This window comes from Thioalkalivibrio sp. ALE10, assembly GCF_000381385.1.
GTDB lineage: Bacteria > Pseudomonadota > Gammaproteobacteria > Ectothiorhodospirales > Ectothiorhodospiraceae > Thioalkalivibrio.
The window spans coordinates 86,672-102,057 of the sequence record NZ_KB906455.1 but is presented as its reverse complement, the minus strand read 5'-3'; the positions used below and the strand labels follow the sequence as shown (position 1 = coordinate 102,057).

Sequence of the window (15,386 nt, the reverse complement as noted above, 5' to 3'; positions counted from 1 at the left end):
GGTACTCAATCGAATCTTCGCAGGGGAATATCACTCGCAAGCGGCACCACCCTGGGGCACACCGGCGGTGCAGATGAACCGCGCTGGTGCACTACCTGTAGGAGCCGCCTTGGCGGCGAAGCCCCTGCCAGTCGCGGACACTGGCAGGTGCTTCGCGGGCAAGCCCGCTCCCACAGGGCCGGCATCCGTTTCCCGGGGAGTTAGCTACAGGCCGCCCTTGCCCAGCAGGTCGGACATCGCGACGGTCGCCTCGGCGACCTCGGCCAGGCGCCGGTTCTGGTTCATCGCCGTCTGGCGCAGGAGCTTGTAGGCCTGGTCCTCGCTGAGGCCGCGGTGCTGGATCAGCAGCGCCTTGGCACGCTCGATGGTCTTGCGCTCGGCCAGGGCCTGGCGTGCCGCATGCAGTTCATCCTCCACCGACTGCAGCCGGGCCGCCTGGCGCTGCACCAAGTCCATCACCGAGTGTCCGACGATCGGTACGTTGAGTGCGGCATCGCCCTCCTCCTGCGCGGGCTCCAGGCCCTCCGGCGCGCCGAAGAACACCGCATACGGGACGCTGTCGCGCAGTTCCGACTCGGCGAGTTGCGCGACCCGGTCACGCACCGCGCCGAGGTCCGCGCGATCCGCCGTGATGCGTGCCGAGCAGCACTCGTTCAGGTGCATCTCCAGCAGATCCTCGATCTCCTTCATCGCGTCGATGCGCGCGGTGGTACAGGCAAACCATTCCTCGGCCCGGGCGGGGTCGTGGTGCCCTGAGGCCTCGGTACAGGCCCGGCGGCGCAGACGCTCGATGTCGGCGGCGAAGGCCGCCGTCTGCAGCTCGCGCCAGGCGGCACAGGCCGCCGGTGCCGCGAACTCGGAGAAGATGCGGAACGCCCGTTCCTGGGCATCGATCCGATGGACCAGCGCCTGGCGCAGTTCGGGCTCGAAGTTCGCGGCGCCAAACCCGGCGGCCCCGATCGCGCGCTCCTGCCCTGCCAGTTCCTTGCCCTGCATGAAGTTCAGCAGGGCCACCAGGGCCCGCGAGACCTCGGGATCGGTCGCCGAATCCGCAGCCTCGAACACCAGGGCCATCAGGGCGCGAATCAGCTCGCTGAAGCCGCGGGTCGAGTCCATCGGGCTCAGGGTCAGCTCCAGGACCTCCTCGCGCAGGCTGCCCAGGCCGGACAGGCCATGCAGCGCCAGCGCCATGCGCCCCAGCAGCCGACTGCGGCCATGGGCGCAGGCGTCCGGGGCCAGCCAGCCATCCAGGTGCTCGCGGAACGCGGCCGCGGCGGCGTCCGATTCGGCCCGGTACTGCTCCAGTTCGCGGGTATAGCGCTGGCCGCCGGACCCGATCCAGAGGCTGGAGGCCCCGCGCTCGCGCTGCAGGGCATGCACCAGCGCGCGGATGCGCCCGACCAGCTGCACCGCCTCCAGCAGGCGCTCCAGGCTCACCACCTCGCACTTGCGCGAGGCGACCAGGAAATCGCCAATGGACTCTTCGAGGGAAAAATTCGGGGATGTGTTCTGGGTCATGCTCGTCGTCCGTGAATCACTCCCGGAACAAACAAGCATGCGATGTGCCAGTTCGACCGACTGACAGCGGGGGTACAAACAAAAACGGGCGGGGCATCACGCCCCGCCCGCGGAACGGCACGGCCGATCAGAAGCTCATGGAGCGGTCGAACTCGGCGACGGCCTGGACGTAGTGGCCCATGCCGGCCATCTCGGCGTTCGGCAGGAAGTTGTGCTCGCCGACGTCGCGACCCTTGGCGCAGGCCTCGCAGGCCCAGAACGGAACGCCTTCACTCACCAGCGAATCCACGATGTCCTTCATTGCCGGCATGTTATGGCCGACGATCTTGTCGTACACGTTGCGGTTGGCGATGTTCACGGCCTCGCCCTGCAGCCAGACGGTCACGTCGTGGCCCTGCTGCTTGGCCACATTGGCGGCAATCATGCCAAGCGTGGCGCGGGTCGGGTCGTCGGTACCGGCGGTGACGGCAACAATAAAGCGCATGGGAGTCTCCCGGGGTTGAAAAGGTGCGAAATCGGTAGCGGCCGGCAAGCGGCGCGTCGATTTCCCACAAGCCAGGGAGAAACAATCGGCTCAGGGGGCGCCCTTCGTGGTGAGACTGTTGCGATAGAGCTTGAACGCCATCAACAGCCAGGGCACGGCATGGACGACCAGGTCGAGCACATCGAGTGGCCGGGTAAGTTCCCCGGCAAACAGCCAGCGCAGTTTCTCCGCGACATGCGGCTCGGGGATCCAGGGGGCCAGGCCGACGGTCGCAACCAGCAGTGCGAACAGCCAAAGGGGGGCCCGATCGACCCAGTAAAGGAAGCGTTTCATCGCGCGCATGCTACCCAAGCCCCGGCGGCGGCGCAGCCCGGAGCCGCGATCGTCCTTGCCCGCGCGGACCGGGATGACTAGAGTCCTGCCAGCTTCAGGGGAGTAGCGACCCGGGTGGCCTTGCCTCACCGGGGTCTGCATCAACAGATTCGATCCTCCGCCCGGAGGACCGTGGTGCAGACAGCCCCGCCGCCGATGCGGCACCGGGCCCCGCGAGACCTGTGGCATGGCGCCCCGATCCGTGGCCGGGTGGGTGGTGCGATGTCACGTGTCTTGCCCACCCACCCGGCCCGGAAGACCGTCATGGAAGCCCTGCTCGTCTCTACCGTCATCGTCGCCATCGCCGAGATGGGCGACAAGACCCAGCTCCTCGCCCTGCTCCTGATCTGCCGCTACCAGCAGACCTGGCCCATCATCTGGGGCATCGTGGTGGCCACGCTGGCCAATCACTTCCTGGCCGCGCTGGCGGGCGTGTGGATCGGCGCCAGCATCCCGGAGGACTGGCTGCGCTGGGGTCTGGGGATCGGGTTCATCGTGATGGCCGCCTGGGTACTGGTCCCGGATGGCGAGGACGAGCTGCCGGCCGCGTCGAAACACGGCGTGTTCTGGACCACCACGGTGCTGTTCTTCCTGGTCGAGATGGGCGACAAGACCCAGGTCGCCACCGGCGCGCTGGCCGCGACCTTCGACAGCCTGATCCTGGTCGTGATCGGCTCGACCATCGGCATGGTGCTCGCGAATGCCCCGGTGGTGTGGCTGGGCCAGCGCTTCGCCTGCCACCTGCCCCTGCGGCTGTTACGCGCGCTCGCCGCCCTGCTGTTCCTCGCCCTGGGCATCGGGGTCCTGCTCGCCTGGGTCTGAGGGAGACACTGAAGTCATTGGCGCCTCGGTGTGCAGTGTCTTCTGGCCCAGCCAGATGCGGCGCACCAGGCGCGGCAGCAACAGCAACAGCGCCAGCACCGCGAGCAGGGCCAGACCCAGCTGTACCCCGCTGTCGGCGCCACTGGCGATCTCCCGGGTGGCGTGCCCCAGCCAGGCATAGGCGAACAGGCTGGGGATCAGGGCGACCATGGTGGTCAGCGCGAAGACCGGCAGCGGCAGCCGGACCAGCCCCAGGGCGTAATTGGTTGGGGCGAACGGAAACACCGGCACCAGGCGGGTCAGGGCCACGACCCGCCAGCCCTCGGCCTCCACATCGGCGCGCAGCCGCGAGCTGCGCGGGCCCATGCGCGGGGCCAGCCAGGGCTGCAGCCAGGTACGCGCCAGCAGGAAGGCAATGACCGCCGCCAGGGTCGCTGCCAGCAGGCTGAGGGCGGCGCCGGTGAAGGGGCCGAACAGGGCCCCGCCCAGCAGGATCCAGAAGGTACTGGGCAGCGGGAACAGGGCCAGCAGCATGAAGGCGAGCACGAACACCAGATAGGCACCCGCACCCCAGCCCCGCAGCCAGGCCTCCACCTCGCCCAGCGGGAAGCCAAGGCTCGGCCACTCGGTGGTCAGCAGGATCCACGCCAGCGACACACCGAACAGGATCGCCGCCACCGTCAGCCACCGCTTGTGATGCCGGATGCGCAACCCGGTCAGCCCTCCCCGCCGGGGTTTCCGCCCGCGTCGCGCAGACGGTCCAGGCGCTCCGCCAGCGCGCGCTCGGTGCCGTCCCGGCGCGGGCTGTAGAAGCGCTCGTCTTCCAGACCCTCCGGCAGGTAGACCTGCCCGCGGGCGAAGCCATCGGGCTCGTCGTGATCGTAGCGGTACCCGGCCCCGAAGCCTTCCGCGCGCATCAGCTCGGTCGGCGCGTTGCGCAGATGCAGCGGCACGCCCGGGCTCCCGGTCTCGCGGATCGCCGCGTGCGCCTGGTTCAGCGCAACGTAGGCACTGTTGCTCTTGGGTGCGGCGGCCAGTTCGATCACCGCCTGCACCAGCGCCAGGTCACCTTCCGGCCGGCCCAGGCGTTCCAGGGTCTGCCAGGCCGCGAGCACCCGCGCGCCCAGCCCGACTGCGGCCAGGCCGATGTCCTCGTAGGCCATGCGCAGCAGCCGCCGGCCCAGGTAGTCCGGATCGCAGCCGGCATCCAGCATGCGGGTCAGCCAGTACACCGCCGCGTTGGGGTCGGAACCGCGCACCGACTTGTGCAGCGCGGAGATCTGATCGTAGAAGGCATCGCCCTGGCGGTCGAAGGCCAGGGACTGCGCGCCCATGACCGCGCGCAGGGCGTCTCCGGTAATCGCCCCGTCGCGGGCCAGGTCGGAGGCGGTCTCCAGCCAGTTCAGGGCACGCCGGGCATCCCCGTCCGCGGCCCGCGCCAGGCGCTGACGCTCCTCCGCATCCAGTGTCAGGCCGCGGCCGCCCAGGCCCCGCTCCGGATCCTCCAGGGCGCGCTCGATCAGGGACTCGACCGCTTCCGCCCCCACCGCCTCCATGCGATACACCCGCGCCCGCGACAGCAGCGCGCTGTTCAGCGCAAACGACGGATTCTCGGTGGTGGCCCCCACGAACGTGAGCGTGCCGTCCTCGATATGCGGCAGCAGCGCGTCCTGCTGCCCCTTGTTGAAGCGGTGGATCTCGTCGATGAACAGCAGCGTGCCGACGCCGTTGCGCCGCCGGGTCTTCGCCGCATCCACCACCGCGCGCACGTCTTTCACCCCGGCCAGCACCGCCGACAGCGTCACCAGCCGCTGGGCACCGGCCTCGGCCACCAGCCGCGCCAGCGTGGTCTTGCCACAGCCGGGCGGCCCCCACAGGATCATCGACGGGGTCTGACCGCTTTCGATCGCGCGGCGCAGCGCGGCATCCGCGCCCACCAGGTGGTCCTGCCCCACCATCTCGTCCAGCCGCGCCGGGCGCATGCGCTCGGCCAGCGGGGCGGCGGGATCCACGGTCGTTGCCGCGGCTGCGGACTGCAATGACGGGTCCGCCGGCGAGCCGGCCTCCGGGCCGCCGGCGGGATCGTCCCCGAACAGATCATTGTCGAACAGGTCGTCACTCATGCCGGGATTGTAACCCCGCCGGGAACGGGTCAGGGCCGGTAGACGTCGGCCCCGTCGGGCACCTCGAAGCGGAAGGTGTCCGGATCCAGCTCCGGGTTGCGCTCGCTGGCGCTGAAACGCACGTCGGTGACCTGCCCGAACAGGTCCTCGAACTGCATGCGCACCAGGTCGCCGTCCGGGGTCAGGTCCAGCATCATGCGCACGAAATCCGCATGCTCGTCGCGCGGCAACAGCAGCAGCCGCAGGGCCTCGCCGTCCGGCACCGGCAGGATCATCGTGCGAAAGTGCGCCTCCAGCCGATCCGGCTGGCTGATGGCGGCGATCGGCGTGGCCTCCAGCGCGTCGCCCAGCGGGCGCACCGTGGCCTGCGCCAGATCCGGTTCGAACGTCCACAGTTCACGGCCATCGGACACCACCACCTGCGGGAACGGCTCGCGTACCTCCCAGTACAGCCGGTCGGGAAGCCCCAGATGCATCACCCCTTCGGATTCCTGCAGGGTGAAGCCGGTCTCGTCACTGACCGTCTGGGTGAACTCCGCGGAGAACGTCTCCAGGCCGGCCATGAAACGTTCCAGCGCCAGGCGGGCATCATCGGTCGCAGCCGCCGGCGCGGCAAACAGGAGCAGCAACGCCGCCAGCAGGCCGGCGAACATGGAAGACCCGCGTAGCGGGCGAACATCAAAACTCGGGGGACGCGGGTTCATGCGATCTCCGTCAGGGAAACTCGGATCAACAGATTGCGCGGCGACAGCTTAATCCGCGGTGAACGAGGCCGTGCACCTCACTCGTTCGAGCGATCGGGCACCAGCACCTCGCGATTGCCGTTGGACTGCACCGGGCTGACCAGTCCGGCGGCCTCCATGTCCTCCACGATCCGCGCGGCACGGTTGTAGCCGATCTTCAGCCGTCGCTGTACGTAGGAAATGGAGGCCTTGCGCGACTCGGTGACGATCTGCACCGCCTGGTCATAGAGCGGATCCGACTCCGATTCGTTCCCGTCACCCGATTCCAGCCCCGGGATCGCCGCCGCGCCGGCCTCCGGCTCGTCGAGGATCGCCTCGTTGTAGTCGGGTTCGCCGGTGGACTTGAGGTACTCCACCACCTGGTGCACCTCGTTGTCGCCCACGAAGGCCCCGTGCACGCGCTCCGGCATCGCCTTGCCCGGTGGCAGGTAGAGCATGTCGCCATGCCCCAGCAGGTGCTCCGCGCCCATCTGGTCAAGGATGGTGCGCGAATCCACCCGCGACGACACCTGGAAGGCGATGCGGCTGGGGATGTTGGCCTTGATCAGGCCGGTGATCACGTCCACCGACGGCCGCTGAGTCGCCAGGATCAGGTGCAGCCCGGCCGCGCGCGCCTTCTGCGCCAGGCGCGCGATCAGCTCCTCCACCTTCTTGCCCACCACCATCATCATGTCGGCGAACTCGTCGACCACGATCACGATGAACGGCAGCGGCTCCAGCTCCGGCGCCTCGGTCTCGGTGACCGACTGCGCCGGATCGAACAGCGGGTCCTTCAGCGGCTCGCCGGCGGCGCGCGCGTCGCGCACCTTCTTGTTGAAACCGCCGATGTTGCGTACCCCCAGCGCCGACATCAGCTTGTAGCGCCGTTCCATCTCGCCGACCGCCCAGCGCAGGGCGTTGGAGGCGTCCTTCATGTCGGTGACCACCGGGCACAGCAGATGCGGGATGCCCTCGTAGACCGACAGCTCCAGCATCTTGGGGTCGATCAGGATCAGCCGCACCTCTTCCGGTGTGGCCTTGTACAGCAGCGACAGCAGCATCGCATTGACGCCCACCGACTTGCCGGAACCGGTGGTGCCGGCCACCAGCAGATGCGGCATCTTGGCCAGATCGGCCATCACCGGCGCGCCGCCGATGTCCTTGCCCAGGGCCATGGTCAGCGGCGACTTGCCGGCGTCGAACTTCTCCGAACGCAGGATCTCGCTGAGGGCGACGATCTCGCGATTGTCGTTGGGGATCTCCAGGCCCACCGTGGAACGCCCGGGGATCACCTCGACGATGCGCACCGCGATCACCGACAGCGAACGCGCGAGGTCGGTGGACAGCCCGGAGATGCGCGAGGCCTTGACCCCCGGAGCCGGCTGCAGTTCGAAGCGGGTGATCACCGGACCCGGCTGCACCGCGACCACCTCGACCTCCACGCCGAAGTCCTTCAGCTTGAGCTCGACCTGGCGCGACAGTGCCTGCAGCGCCTCTTCCGAATGCCCCTCGGAGGCCGCCGGGGGTTCGTCCAGCAGGCCCAGTGGCGGGATCGGATCGGCGCCCTCGCCGGCGGTGAACAGCGGCACCTGCTTTTCCTTCTCCACCCGCGGGCTGGGCGGCGGGGCCTCGACCTTCGGCTCCACCCGTTTCGGCGGGCGGTCCGCCGTGCGCTTGCGCTCCTTCTCCACGCGTTCTTCGCGCCCGGCCCGCTGCTGCCGGCCGATGCGGCGGTCGCGCGCCAGCTCCAGCCGCGCCCTTGCGGCCTCCCAGCCGCGCACCAGCGCACGCCCCAGACCGTCCATCAGCGCAAACCACGACAGCCCGGTGAACAGCGTAACCCCGGCAAGGAACAGCGCCAGCAGTACCAGCGTACCGCCGACCAGGCCCAGCCCGGCGACCGCCCAGCCCCCGAACAGGTCGCCGAGGATCCCGCCGGCGTGCACCGGCATGCCACCCGGCAGCAGGTGCAGGGCCGCCAGCGCCGAACCGGCGATCAGCGCCACCATCAGGGCCGCGCCGCGCACGCCGATCTCCAGGGCACTGGCCATGCGCGCATCCCGCCGGTGCCGGAACAGCCACCAGCCGATGCCGGCGACCGCCAGCGGGATCAGGAAGGCCAGATGGCCCAGCAGGTGAAAGGCGATGTCGGCGAACCACGCCCCGGTGGTTCCGCCGAGATTGCGCGTCCCGTCACCGTTCCCGGTAGTGGACCAGGCGGCGTCACCCGGGTGATAGGTCACCAGGGCCACCAGCAGGTACAGCGCCAGCATGCCGAAGATCAGCAGCGCGCCCTCACGCAGCCCGCGCAGCAGCTGCCCGCTGAGCGTGGGCGGCGTCGACGGCGCCGCGCCCTGGCCGGACTTCGGGCCGGACTTCGACCCCGTCTTCGCGCCGGATTTCTGCCCCTTGCCTGTGGATTTGGCCTTGCTTGCGGCCATGCGCTCCCCGTCGGTGCCGGCCCGCCAGCGCGGGCATCTCGAATCAGGGTGCAGTTTACCGGTTCAGAGAGTCCCCGTGGGGACTTGTGCCCCAGACCGCAAACACCGGATCGGCATGATCCAGGCGTCCGGCGTAGGGATCGTCCGCGGGCCGCGGCAGGCCACGCAGGCTGAACGTGGCCAGGTCCGCGAACCCCGCCTCCAGAAACCGGTCCAGCACCAGCCCCATGCGCTCGAAGTCGAACAGCCGTTCCCAGACCGCGATCGCCCTGGTGGGGAAGCAGCGATCCGAAAACGTCACCACGAACACGCCACCCGGCCGCAGCACCTCCTGCACCGACGCAAAGACCGCGCCGGGCCGGGTCAGATACTCGACCGAAGCGGTACAGACCACGGCGTCCAGGCTGTCCGTCGGGAACGGAAGGCGGGGATGGGCATTCAGGTCCTGCACCAGGCCCTGGTTCAGCAGCGGGTTCGCGGCCAGCTCTTCCCGGTTCATGCCCAGACCGACGACCGCCTCCGGCTCGGCAACCCCGTCCAGATGCGATGCCCAGCTCGCCATGAGATCCAGCACCCGCGCCCCCGGCGGTACCAGCGCGGCGTACAGTGCCGCGACCCCGGCGCGCGCGGTGGCATCCAGATGGTGGACCATGCGCGGCCGGGCGTAGAACGCCGCATCGTCCGCCGGATCTTCCCGCTCGCAGGCGCCGCCGCTCCAGAAATCCGTCGGAACCCCGCGCCAGCGGGCCTGCATCCCGGGCCCGCGTTCGGTCAGCCGCCCGGTCACGTCGACCGGGGACCCCTCGCAACCGCCGTAATGTACGCCCAGCACCCGACCGGTCAGACGCAGCTCGCGCCCCGCGAGGGGGTGATTCAGGTCCGCCAGCAGGCGGTCCTCTTCCAGGGCCCCAACGCGAAACAGCGCGCGATCGCCCTTCTCGATCCCGGCGTGCCCCGCGATGAACCCCCGCGGATAGAACCTTCCGGCCCGCGGCTCGACCACCCGGTGGCGCCGCAACCGCCGGTTGAAGGCCGCCGGCGACAGCTCCACCACCCTTGCGGGATCGGCCGCGGGTACCAGGGGCGCCGCCGGCCACTCGCAGGCCTCGCCCGGCGAACTTCCGATCACGCCGGAACCATTGCCGGCGGGCCAGACATCCCGCTCGGGATCCAGGCGCGGGAGGCACAGGCATTCGCGATGGCGGGCCTCGTCACTGTTCCAGTCCAGCGTCCAGCCAATATCGGCCGTCCCTCCCGCCGGCAGTGCCCCGGCATCCGGGATCTCGACAATGTTCGACTCGGGTACAAACGGATCCAGCATGCCGTTCTCCTTTCGTTCCCCTGCGTTATCATGCGGCGAACCGCCCGTACGCGGCCACCCGGAGGGAGCCATGACCGAGCCTTCACCCGTCCTGCTCGTCGCCGTGATTGCCGGCGATCTGGAGAAACGCGCCGTGCATATCGCCGCCGAGGAGGGCGCGCCGAAACCGTCGCTGCACGAGGGCTTCGGCATCGGCTTTCCGGAGCACATGCGTTTTTTCGGCGTGACCTACCAGGGACTCGAATCGGTGTGCATCTGGAAGACCGATCCGGCACGCGGTGAACGCATCGCGCGGCGGCTGAACCTGGAACTGGACCTGCTGCAGCCCTATAACGGCCTGGCCTTTACCCTGGAGGCCTCCGACGACACCGATGCGCTGCTGGACATGGCCAATGCCCGCCCGCAGGCCCCGGGCGCGCCCGGACACGCGCCGCCCCCGCCGGCCGCCGGACTGCCGCTGTCGCTGCTGGCGGTGATGTTCCCCGACGCCGATCGCGATGCGGCGGTGGAGATCGTGCGCCGGGGCGGCGGCGCCGGGCTCACCCTCATGGATGCACGCAACGCCACCACCGACCACCATCCGCGCATCCTCAGCCTGCACTACGAGGGCGCCCGCACCCTGCTGCTGGCGATCCTGGAGACCGGTCACGGCGAACGCCTGCGCACCACGCTGGACACCGAACTGGGACTCGCCGCGCACGGACGCGGCCTCGGGCTGGTGCTGCCACTGCGCGGAGTGGCCGGGCTCAAACCGGAGCAGATCGAGCGGCTGCTGGAAGACGGCGACCGCTGACCCCCTGCGACCGCCCCGCCAAAGCCGGTACACTGCGCGGCATGGCACAGCTTACCTTTCAGGGCGCCACCGGCGAGGTCACCGGTTCGCGCTATCGCATCGACACCGACCACGCCCGTTACCTGCTCGAATGCGGCATGCAGCAGGGCGGCAGCGACGCCGACGAGCACAACCGCGCCTCGCTGGCCGAAGTGGCGGCGAACACCGACGCCGTAATCCTCTCGCACGGCCATCTGGACCACTCGGGCCTGCTGCCGAAACTGGTGCGCGACGGCTACCGCGGCCCGATCTTCTGCACGCCGGGGACGCTGGAACTGCTGGACATCATGCTGCGCGACTCGGCCTTCGTGATGGCGAAGGACATCGAATGGGAGAACAAGTGGCGCGCGCGCAACGACCGCGAGCTGCTGGAGCCGCTGTACGACGAACAGGACGTGGAGACCACGCTCGAACTGTGCGAGCCGGTCTCCTACGGCCAGCCCCGGCATCTGGACGACGGCTCGCGTCTGACCTTCCACGACGCCGGGCATATCCTGGGTGCCGCCATCGTCGAACTGGTGGTGCCGTCCGGAGGCCGCGAGCGGCGGCTGGTCTTCTCCGGCGACCTCGGCAATCCCGAGTCGGTGCTGATGAACGAACCCGCACGGCCGGAGCAGGCCGACCATGTACTGCTGGAAAGCACCTACGGCGACCGTGACCACCGCCCGCTGGAAGAAACCATCGAGGAATTCGCGCAGATCCTGCAGGAGGCCTGGGACGATGGCGGCAACGTGCTGATCCCCGCCTTCGCCGTGGGCCGCACGCAGGAAATCCTCTACCACCTGGGCATGCTGCACCACGCCGGACGGGTGCCGCAGCAGAAGATCTTTCTCGACAGCCCAATGGGGATCCGCGTCACCGAGCTGTACGCGCGCTGCCGCCAGTCCCTGAACGCGGAAGACCTGGAGCGGCTGCATCAGGCGGCCAACGGGAACCCGCGGGAATACCTCCCGCCGCTGGAGTTCACCCGCACGGTGGAAGAATCCATGGCCATCAACCGCATCTCCGGCGGCGCGATCATCATCGCCGGCGCCGGGATGTGCAACGGCGGCCGTATCCGCCACCACCTGAAATACAACCTCGAACGACGCAGCACGCATCTCGTGATCGCCGGTTTCCAGGCCGCCGGGACCCTCGGCCGCCAGCTGGTGGACGGCGCCCGCTCGGTGAAGATCCACGGCGACGACATCGCGGTGAAGGGCCATGTGCATACCCTGGGCGGGCTCTCCGCGCACGCCGGCCAGTCCCGGCTCCTCGACTGGGCCGCCGGCTTCCGCGACCGACCGGTCTTCCATCTGGTGCACGGCGAACCGGCCGCGCGCGAGGCCCTGGCGCAGGTGATGCGCGAACGCGATCTGGACGCCCGCATCCCGGACTATGGCGACACCATCGAGCTGTAGCCGCCGCCCGGCCCCGGGCCCGGAAAAGGGCTCGGGAACAGGCACCGGGGTACACCCATGACCGGAGCCCCCGACACCGGCGCCCTGGCGCTGATCGCCGGTTTCCTCGGCGGTCTGGGCCTGTTCCTGCTCGGCATGCACCTGATGGCCGAAGGCCTGCGCACCGCGGGCGGGCGCACCCTGAAGAGCATTCTGGGCAACTGGACCCGGACCCGCATCCGTGCTCTGAGCGTCGGCATCGGTGTCACGGCGCTGGTGCAATCCTCCAGCGCGGTCACCCTGTCGATCATCGGATTCGCCAACGCCGGTCTGCTGACGGTCAGCCAGTCCGTCTGGGTCGTCTTCGGTTCCAGCATGGGCACCACGGCGACGGGCTGGCTGGTCTCCCTGCTGGGGCTGGAATTCTCCATCCAGGCACTGGCCCTGCCGGCCGTCGGCATCGGCGGGCTGGTATACATCCTCGCCCGCGGCGCCCGCACCCGGCACCTGGGGCTGGCCCTGGCCGGTTTCGGGCTGCTCTTTCTCGGCATCGACGTCCTGCGCGAGACGTTCGTGGGGGTCAGCGAGGCCATGGACCTGGGGCATATTGCGCGCCCGGGGCTCGCCGGCATCCTGCTGATGATGGCCACCGGCCTGGGCCTGACCATGCTCATGCAGAGCTCCTCGGCAGCCATCGCCATGGCACTCACCGCGGCCATGAGCGGCGCGATTTCCCTGGAGGCCGCCGCGGCCGCCATGATCGGGGCCCATCTGGGCACTTCGGTGAAAGCCGTCATCGTGGTCATCGGTGCGACCGCCAACGCCAAGCGCGTCGCCGCAGCCCTGGTCATCTTCAAGCTCATCAGCACGGTCATCGCCCTGGCGCTGCTGCCAGTTCTCTCGGCCACGCTGCTGTCCACGGAGGACGGCGTCCTGGCCGCCCCGCCGGTGGTCCTGCTGGCGCTCTATCACACCCTCTTCAACCTGCTGGGCATCCTGCTCATGCTGCCGCTGGCGAGCCCGTTGATCCGCTATCTGCAGGGCCGCTTCCGCGGCACCGATCTGGACGAGGCCCGCCCCCGGTACCTGGACCGTTCCAGCGCCGGGGTGCCGGAGCTGGCGCTGCAGGCGCTGATCATGGAAACCGAACGGGTCGGCGATCTGAGTCACCGCATGGCACGCAAGGCCCTCGGCGAGGTCCCGCCGGACGAGCGCAAGATGCAGCTGCGCCATTCCATCGTCGAAGACCTCGCGGGCGCAATCGGCGAGTTCGCGACCCAGACCGGACACACCACCATGACGGATGCGACCGCGGAAGGGATAGCCGGCACCGTGCGGGTCGCCCGCTACTACCAGGACATCGCCGACCAGGCCGGCGAGATCGCGGGTCTGCGCCGGGAGGCCGGCAACGATGCCACACCAGCGATCAGCACGCGGCGGCGCGCCTGGCAGGGTCGGGTCATCCACGCCCTGGACCGCAGCCGCGTGGAAACCGAAGACGACGTCGGGGAACAGGAAATGAACCAGGCCATGACCGAGGTGGAAGAGGCCTACCAGGACCTCAAGGCCGCGCTGCTGCGCGAAGGGACTTTCGGCTCGCTGTCGATGGCCGAGATGGATCGCCAGCTGCGGATCATCAGTCTGGCCCGCCGGATGGCCGGCCAGGCCGCCAAGGCACGGGCACATCTGCAGGCAGTGCGGGTCCTGTCCGACGGAGGCGCTTCGGGGAGCCGGCGAAACAACGCGAGGGGGGATCGGGCATGGACCAGAACACTCTGAACAATGCCGTGGAGGCAGGTCGTGCCAGCGCGCAGGAATACGCGGGGCTGCATTACCACCGGCTGCTGGAGGCCGTGGACGGCCATCCGCGCGGGAGCGTGGTCCTGCCGGGCGGCCGCGTACTCCCGGGCTACCCCTCCATCGCGCGCATCCAGTCCCTGGAGGCCGGCCTGCACCGTCAGTTCGTTGCGCCGTTCCGGGCGGAAGAGAAGATCGACGGCTTCAACGTGCGCATCCTGCGCGAGGGCGACGCGGTCTACGCCTTCTCGCGCGGGGGCTTCGTCTGCCCGTTCGCCACCGATCGCGTCCCCGATTTCGTCGACACCACGATCTTCGAGGCCGAGCCCGACCTGATCCTGTGCGCCGAGATCGCCGGCCCGGATACCCCCTATCTCGAGGGTTCGAGCGCCCAGGTGGAGCGGGACGTCGAACTGTTCGTATTCGACATGATGCGACGTGACCGGCCGGGCTTCCTGCCGCATGCCGAGCGGGAGGCCCTGGAACGGGCGCACCGCCTGCCGCATGCACAGCGCCACGGCCGCTTCTCGCCGCAGGACGTCGACGCCCTCCGCGAGCTGGTACTGAAGCTGGATGCCCGCAGTGTCGAGGGGCTGGTGCTCAAGGAGGAAGACGGCGACCGACGCGCGAAATACGTCACCGGGCGTTCCTGCATCAACGACATCCGGGTGTGCGGGAACCAGCTGCTGGACCTGCCCCCGGAGTACTTCACCCACCGCCTGATGCGCCTGGCGATCTTCCTGACCGAGCACGCCCGCACCGGTGACCCGGAGATCGAGCGCGAGCTCGGCCGGGCCTTCCTCGAGGGCGTAGGCGACGCGGTGCAGTCCGGGCGCGAAACGGGCCACGTCGGGCACCCCTACCGCTGTCGTTTTCGCGCACGCGCGAACGCCGAGCGGTTCATACAGCACATGCGGGCCACCGGCGGGCGCCACGTCCGCATCGACCCCGCCAGCCCGCAGCCCGAGACGGGCGAGCGGGAAGGCTACTGGCGGGTGGACCTGGAGCGCCGCTTCGACCGCATGACCGGCACCCTGGCCTCGGCCCTGCGCGGGGACTCGCAGTTCGACTGAATCAGTCGCGGGTGCAGGTGCCCACCAGCCGGTTCATGCCGATCACGTGCGGTTCGGCACGCTCCAGGAACTGTTCCAGGGTCAGCCCCGGCGGGGCCTGGAGATCGGCATCCAGCGCCAGCACCCAGAAGAAGTAGTGGTGCACGCCGTGCCCGCCGGGCGGCATGGGGCCGCCGTAACCGCTGCGGTCGAAATCGGTGTGCCCGGCGGTCCCCAGCGAGGTGCCGGCCTCCAGGTTGGTGACGTCGGGTGGCAGGTTGTACAGCACCCAGTGAACGAAACCGTAGGCGCCGGGCTTGACCAGCGGGGCATCGGGATCGTGACAGATGATCGCGAACCCGCGGGTACCCTCGGGGGCCCCGCTCCAGGACAGCGGCGGCGACACATCCTCGCCCTCGCCGGTGTAGCGCGTCGGGATCTTCCCGCGCGCCTCGAACTCCGGGCTGGTGAGCTGCATGTCGGACAGCGCAAAACCCATAAGGACCTCCTGGAACGTTGGTGT

General features: G+C 69.5%; 14 protein-coding genes. 5 read left to right on the top strand and 9 right to left on the bottom strand.

Translation table 11 applies throughout. The features are described 5' to 3' along the window. Positions 1-204 precede the first annotated feature (204 nt). The 3 genes from F788_RS0110705 to F788_RS0110695 form a co-directional block, all read right to left on the bottom strand. Positions 205-1,518: a nitrate regulatory protein gene (locus F788_RS0110705; RefSeq protein WP_018876965.1), complete on the bottom strand. Its 1,314-nt coding sequence runs from the start codon at positions 1,516-1,518 to the stop codon at positions 205-207. A 127-nt stretch (positions 1,519-1,645) separates the two neighbouring features. Then, positions 1,646-2,002: a DsrE family protein gene (locus F788_RS0110700; protein ID WP_017941855.1), complete on the bottom strand. Its 357-nt coding sequence runs from the start codon at positions 2,000-2,002 to the stop codon at positions 1,646-1,648. 90 nt (positions 2,003-2,092) lie between these two features. Then, positions 2,093-2,335 (bottom strand): hypothetical protein, encoded by a 243-nt coding sequence (locus tag F788_RS0110695; protein WP_019590155.1) that lies wholly within the window; start codon positions 2,333-2,335, stop codon positions 2,093-2,095. A 303-nt stretch (positions 2,336-2,638) separates the two neighbouring features. Here F788_RS0110695 and F788_RS0110690 point away from each other — a divergent pair, with 303 nt between their 5' ends. Beyond that, positions 2,639-3,196 carry a TMEM165/GDT1 family protein gene (locus F788_RS0110690; RefSeq protein WP_018876967.1) on the top strand — a complete coding sequence of 186 codons (558 nt, stop codon included), beginning with the start codon at positions 2,639-2,641 and terminating at the stop codon, positions 3,194-3,196. Here the strand turns inward: F788_RS0110690 and F788_RS0110685 are convergent. From F788_RS0110685 to F788_RS0110665, 5 genes are all read right to left on the bottom strand, one after another. Further along, positions 3,131-3,907, bottom strand: coding sequence for a TVP38/TMEM64 family protein (locus F788_RS0110685; protein WP_019021057.1), 777 nt, complete (start codon positions 3,905-3,907; stop codon positions 3,131-3,133). The genes F788_RS0110690 and F788_RS0110685 overlap by 66 nt on opposite strands. A 5-nt stretch (positions 3,908-3,912) precedes the next feature. After that, positions 3,913-5,319: a replication-associated recombination protein A gene (locus tag F788_RS0110680; RefSeq protein ID WP_019590154.1), complete on the bottom strand. Its 1,407-nt coding sequence runs from the start codon at positions 5,317-5,319 to the stop codon at positions 3,913-3,915. A 29-nt stretch (positions 5,320-5,348) separates the two neighbouring features. Continuing rightward, positions 5,349-5,972, bottom strand: coding sequence for an outer membrane lipoprotein chaperone LolA (lolA, locus tag F788_RS0110675; protein WP_019590153.1), 624 nt, complete (start codon positions 5,970-5,972; stop codon positions 5,349-5,351). Positions 5,973-6,100: 128 nt separating this feature from the next. Continuing rightward, positions 6,101-8,482, bottom strand: coding sequence for a DNA translocase FtsK (locus F788_RS0110670; protein WP_019590152.1), 2,382 nt, complete (start codon positions 8,480-8,482; stop codon positions 6,101-6,103). Between the two features lie 55 nt (positions 8,483-8,537). Next, a complete protein-coding gene (locus F788_RS0110665) occupies positions 8,538-9,803 on the bottom strand; it encodes a methyltransferase domain-containing protein (protein WP_019590151.1) in 1,266 nt (421 codons plus the stop codon). A 70-nt stretch (positions 9,804-9,873) separates the two neighbouring features. On the opposite strand from F788_RS0110665, the gene F788_RS0110660 reads away from it, so the two are divergent. The 4 genes from F788_RS0110660 to F788_RS0110645 are packed head-to-tail and all read left to right on the top strand — an operon-like array spanning position 9,874 to position 14,884. After that, on the top strand, positions 9,874-10,596 hold the full coding sequence (locus F788_RS0110660; protein ID WP_019590150.1) for a hypothetical protein: 723 nt from the start codon (positions 9,874-9,876) through the stop codon (positions 10,594-10,596). Positions 10,597-10,637: 41 nt separating this feature from the next. Further along, the gene (locus F788_RS0110655) at positions 10,638-12,035 is read left to right on the top strand and encodes an MBL fold metallo-hydrolase RNA specificity domain-containing protein (protein ID WP_019590149.1); all 1,398 of its coding nucleotides are present in this window, start codon (positions 10,638-10,640) and stop codon (positions 12,033-12,035) included. Between the two features lie 57 nt (positions 12,036-12,092). Beyond that, positions 12,093-13,793, top strand: coding sequence for a Na/Pi cotransporter family protein (locus tag F788_RS0110650; RefSeq protein ID WP_019590148.1), 1,701 nt, complete (start codon positions 12,093-12,095; stop codon positions 13,791-13,793). After that, positions 13,775-14,884, top strand: a complete 1,110-nt coding sequence (locus tag F788_RS0110645; protein WP_019590147.1) for an RNA ligase — start codon at positions 13,775-13,777, stop codon at positions 14,882-14,884. Before F788_RS0110650 ends, F788_RS0110645 begins: the two co-directional genes overlap by 19 nt. A 1-nt stretch (position 14,885) precedes the next feature. Here the strand turns inward: F788_RS0110645 and F788_RS0110640 are convergent, their stop codons facing one another. Then, positions 14,886-15,362 carry a YbhB/YbcL family Raf kinase inhibitor-like protein gene (locus F788_RS0110640; RefSeq protein ID WP_019590146.1) on the bottom strand — a complete coding sequence of 159 codons (477 nt, stop codon included), beginning with the start codon at positions 15,360-15,362 and terminating at the stop codon, positions 14,886-14,888. Positions 15,363-15,386: the final 24 nt, after the last annotated feature.

Excerpts from the sequence above, each read along its gene's own strand:
- F788_RS0110665 (WP_019590151.1), bottom strand. The coding sequence starts at position 9,803 with ATGCTGGATCCGTTTGTACCCGAGTCGAACATTGTCGAGATCCCGGAT.
- F788_RS0110670 (WP_019590152.1), bottom strand. The coding sequence starts at position 8,482 with ATGGCCGCAAGCAAGGCCAAATCCACAGGCAAGGGGCAGAAATCCGGC.
- F788_RS0110695 (WP_019590155.1), bottom strand. The coding sequence starts at position 2,335 with ATGAAACGCTTCCTTTACTGGGTCGATCGGGCCCCCCTTTGGCTGTTC.
- F788_RS0110680 (WP_019590154.1), bottom strand. The coding sequence starts at position 5,319 with ATGAGTGACGACCTGTTCGACAATGATCTGTTCGGGGACGATCCCGCC.
- F788_RS0110690 (WP_018876967.1), top strand. The coding sequence starts at position 2,639 with ATGGAAGCCCTGCTCGTCTCTACCGTCATCGTCGCCATCGCCGAGATG.
- F788_RS0110660 (WP_019590150.1), top strand. The coding sequence starts at position 9,874 with ATGACCGAGCCTTCACCCGTCCTGCTCGTCGCCGTGATTGCCGGCGAT.
- F788_RS0110700 (WP_017941855.1), bottom strand. The coding sequence starts at position 2,002 with ATGCGCTTTATTGTTGCCGTCACCGCCGGTACCGACGACCCGACCCGC.
- F788_RS0110650 (WP_019590148.1), top strand. The coding sequence starts at position 12,093 with ATGACCGGAGCCCCCGACACCGGCGCCCTGGCGCTGATCGCCGGTTTC.
- F788_RS0110645 (WP_019590147.1), top strand. The coding sequence starts at position 13,775 with ATGGACCAGAACACTCTGAACAATGCCGTGGAGGCAGGTCGTGCCAGC.
- lolA (WP_019590153.1), bottom strand. The coding sequence starts at position 5,972 with ATGTTCGCCGGCCTGCTGGCGGCGTTGCTGCTCCTGTTTGCCGCGCCG.
- F788_RS0110640 (WP_019590146.1), bottom strand. The coding sequence starts at position 15,362 with ATGGGTTTTGCGCTGTCCGACATGCAGCTCACCAGCCCGGAGTTCGAG.
- F788_RS0110655 (WP_019590149.1), top strand. The coding sequence starts at position 10,638 with ATGGCACAGCTTACCTTTCAGGGCGCCACCGGCGAGGTCACCGGTTCG.
- F788_RS0110705 (WP_018876965.1), bottom strand. The coding sequence starts at position 1,518 with ATGACCCAGAACACATCCCCGAATTTTTCCCTCGAAGAGTCCATTGGC.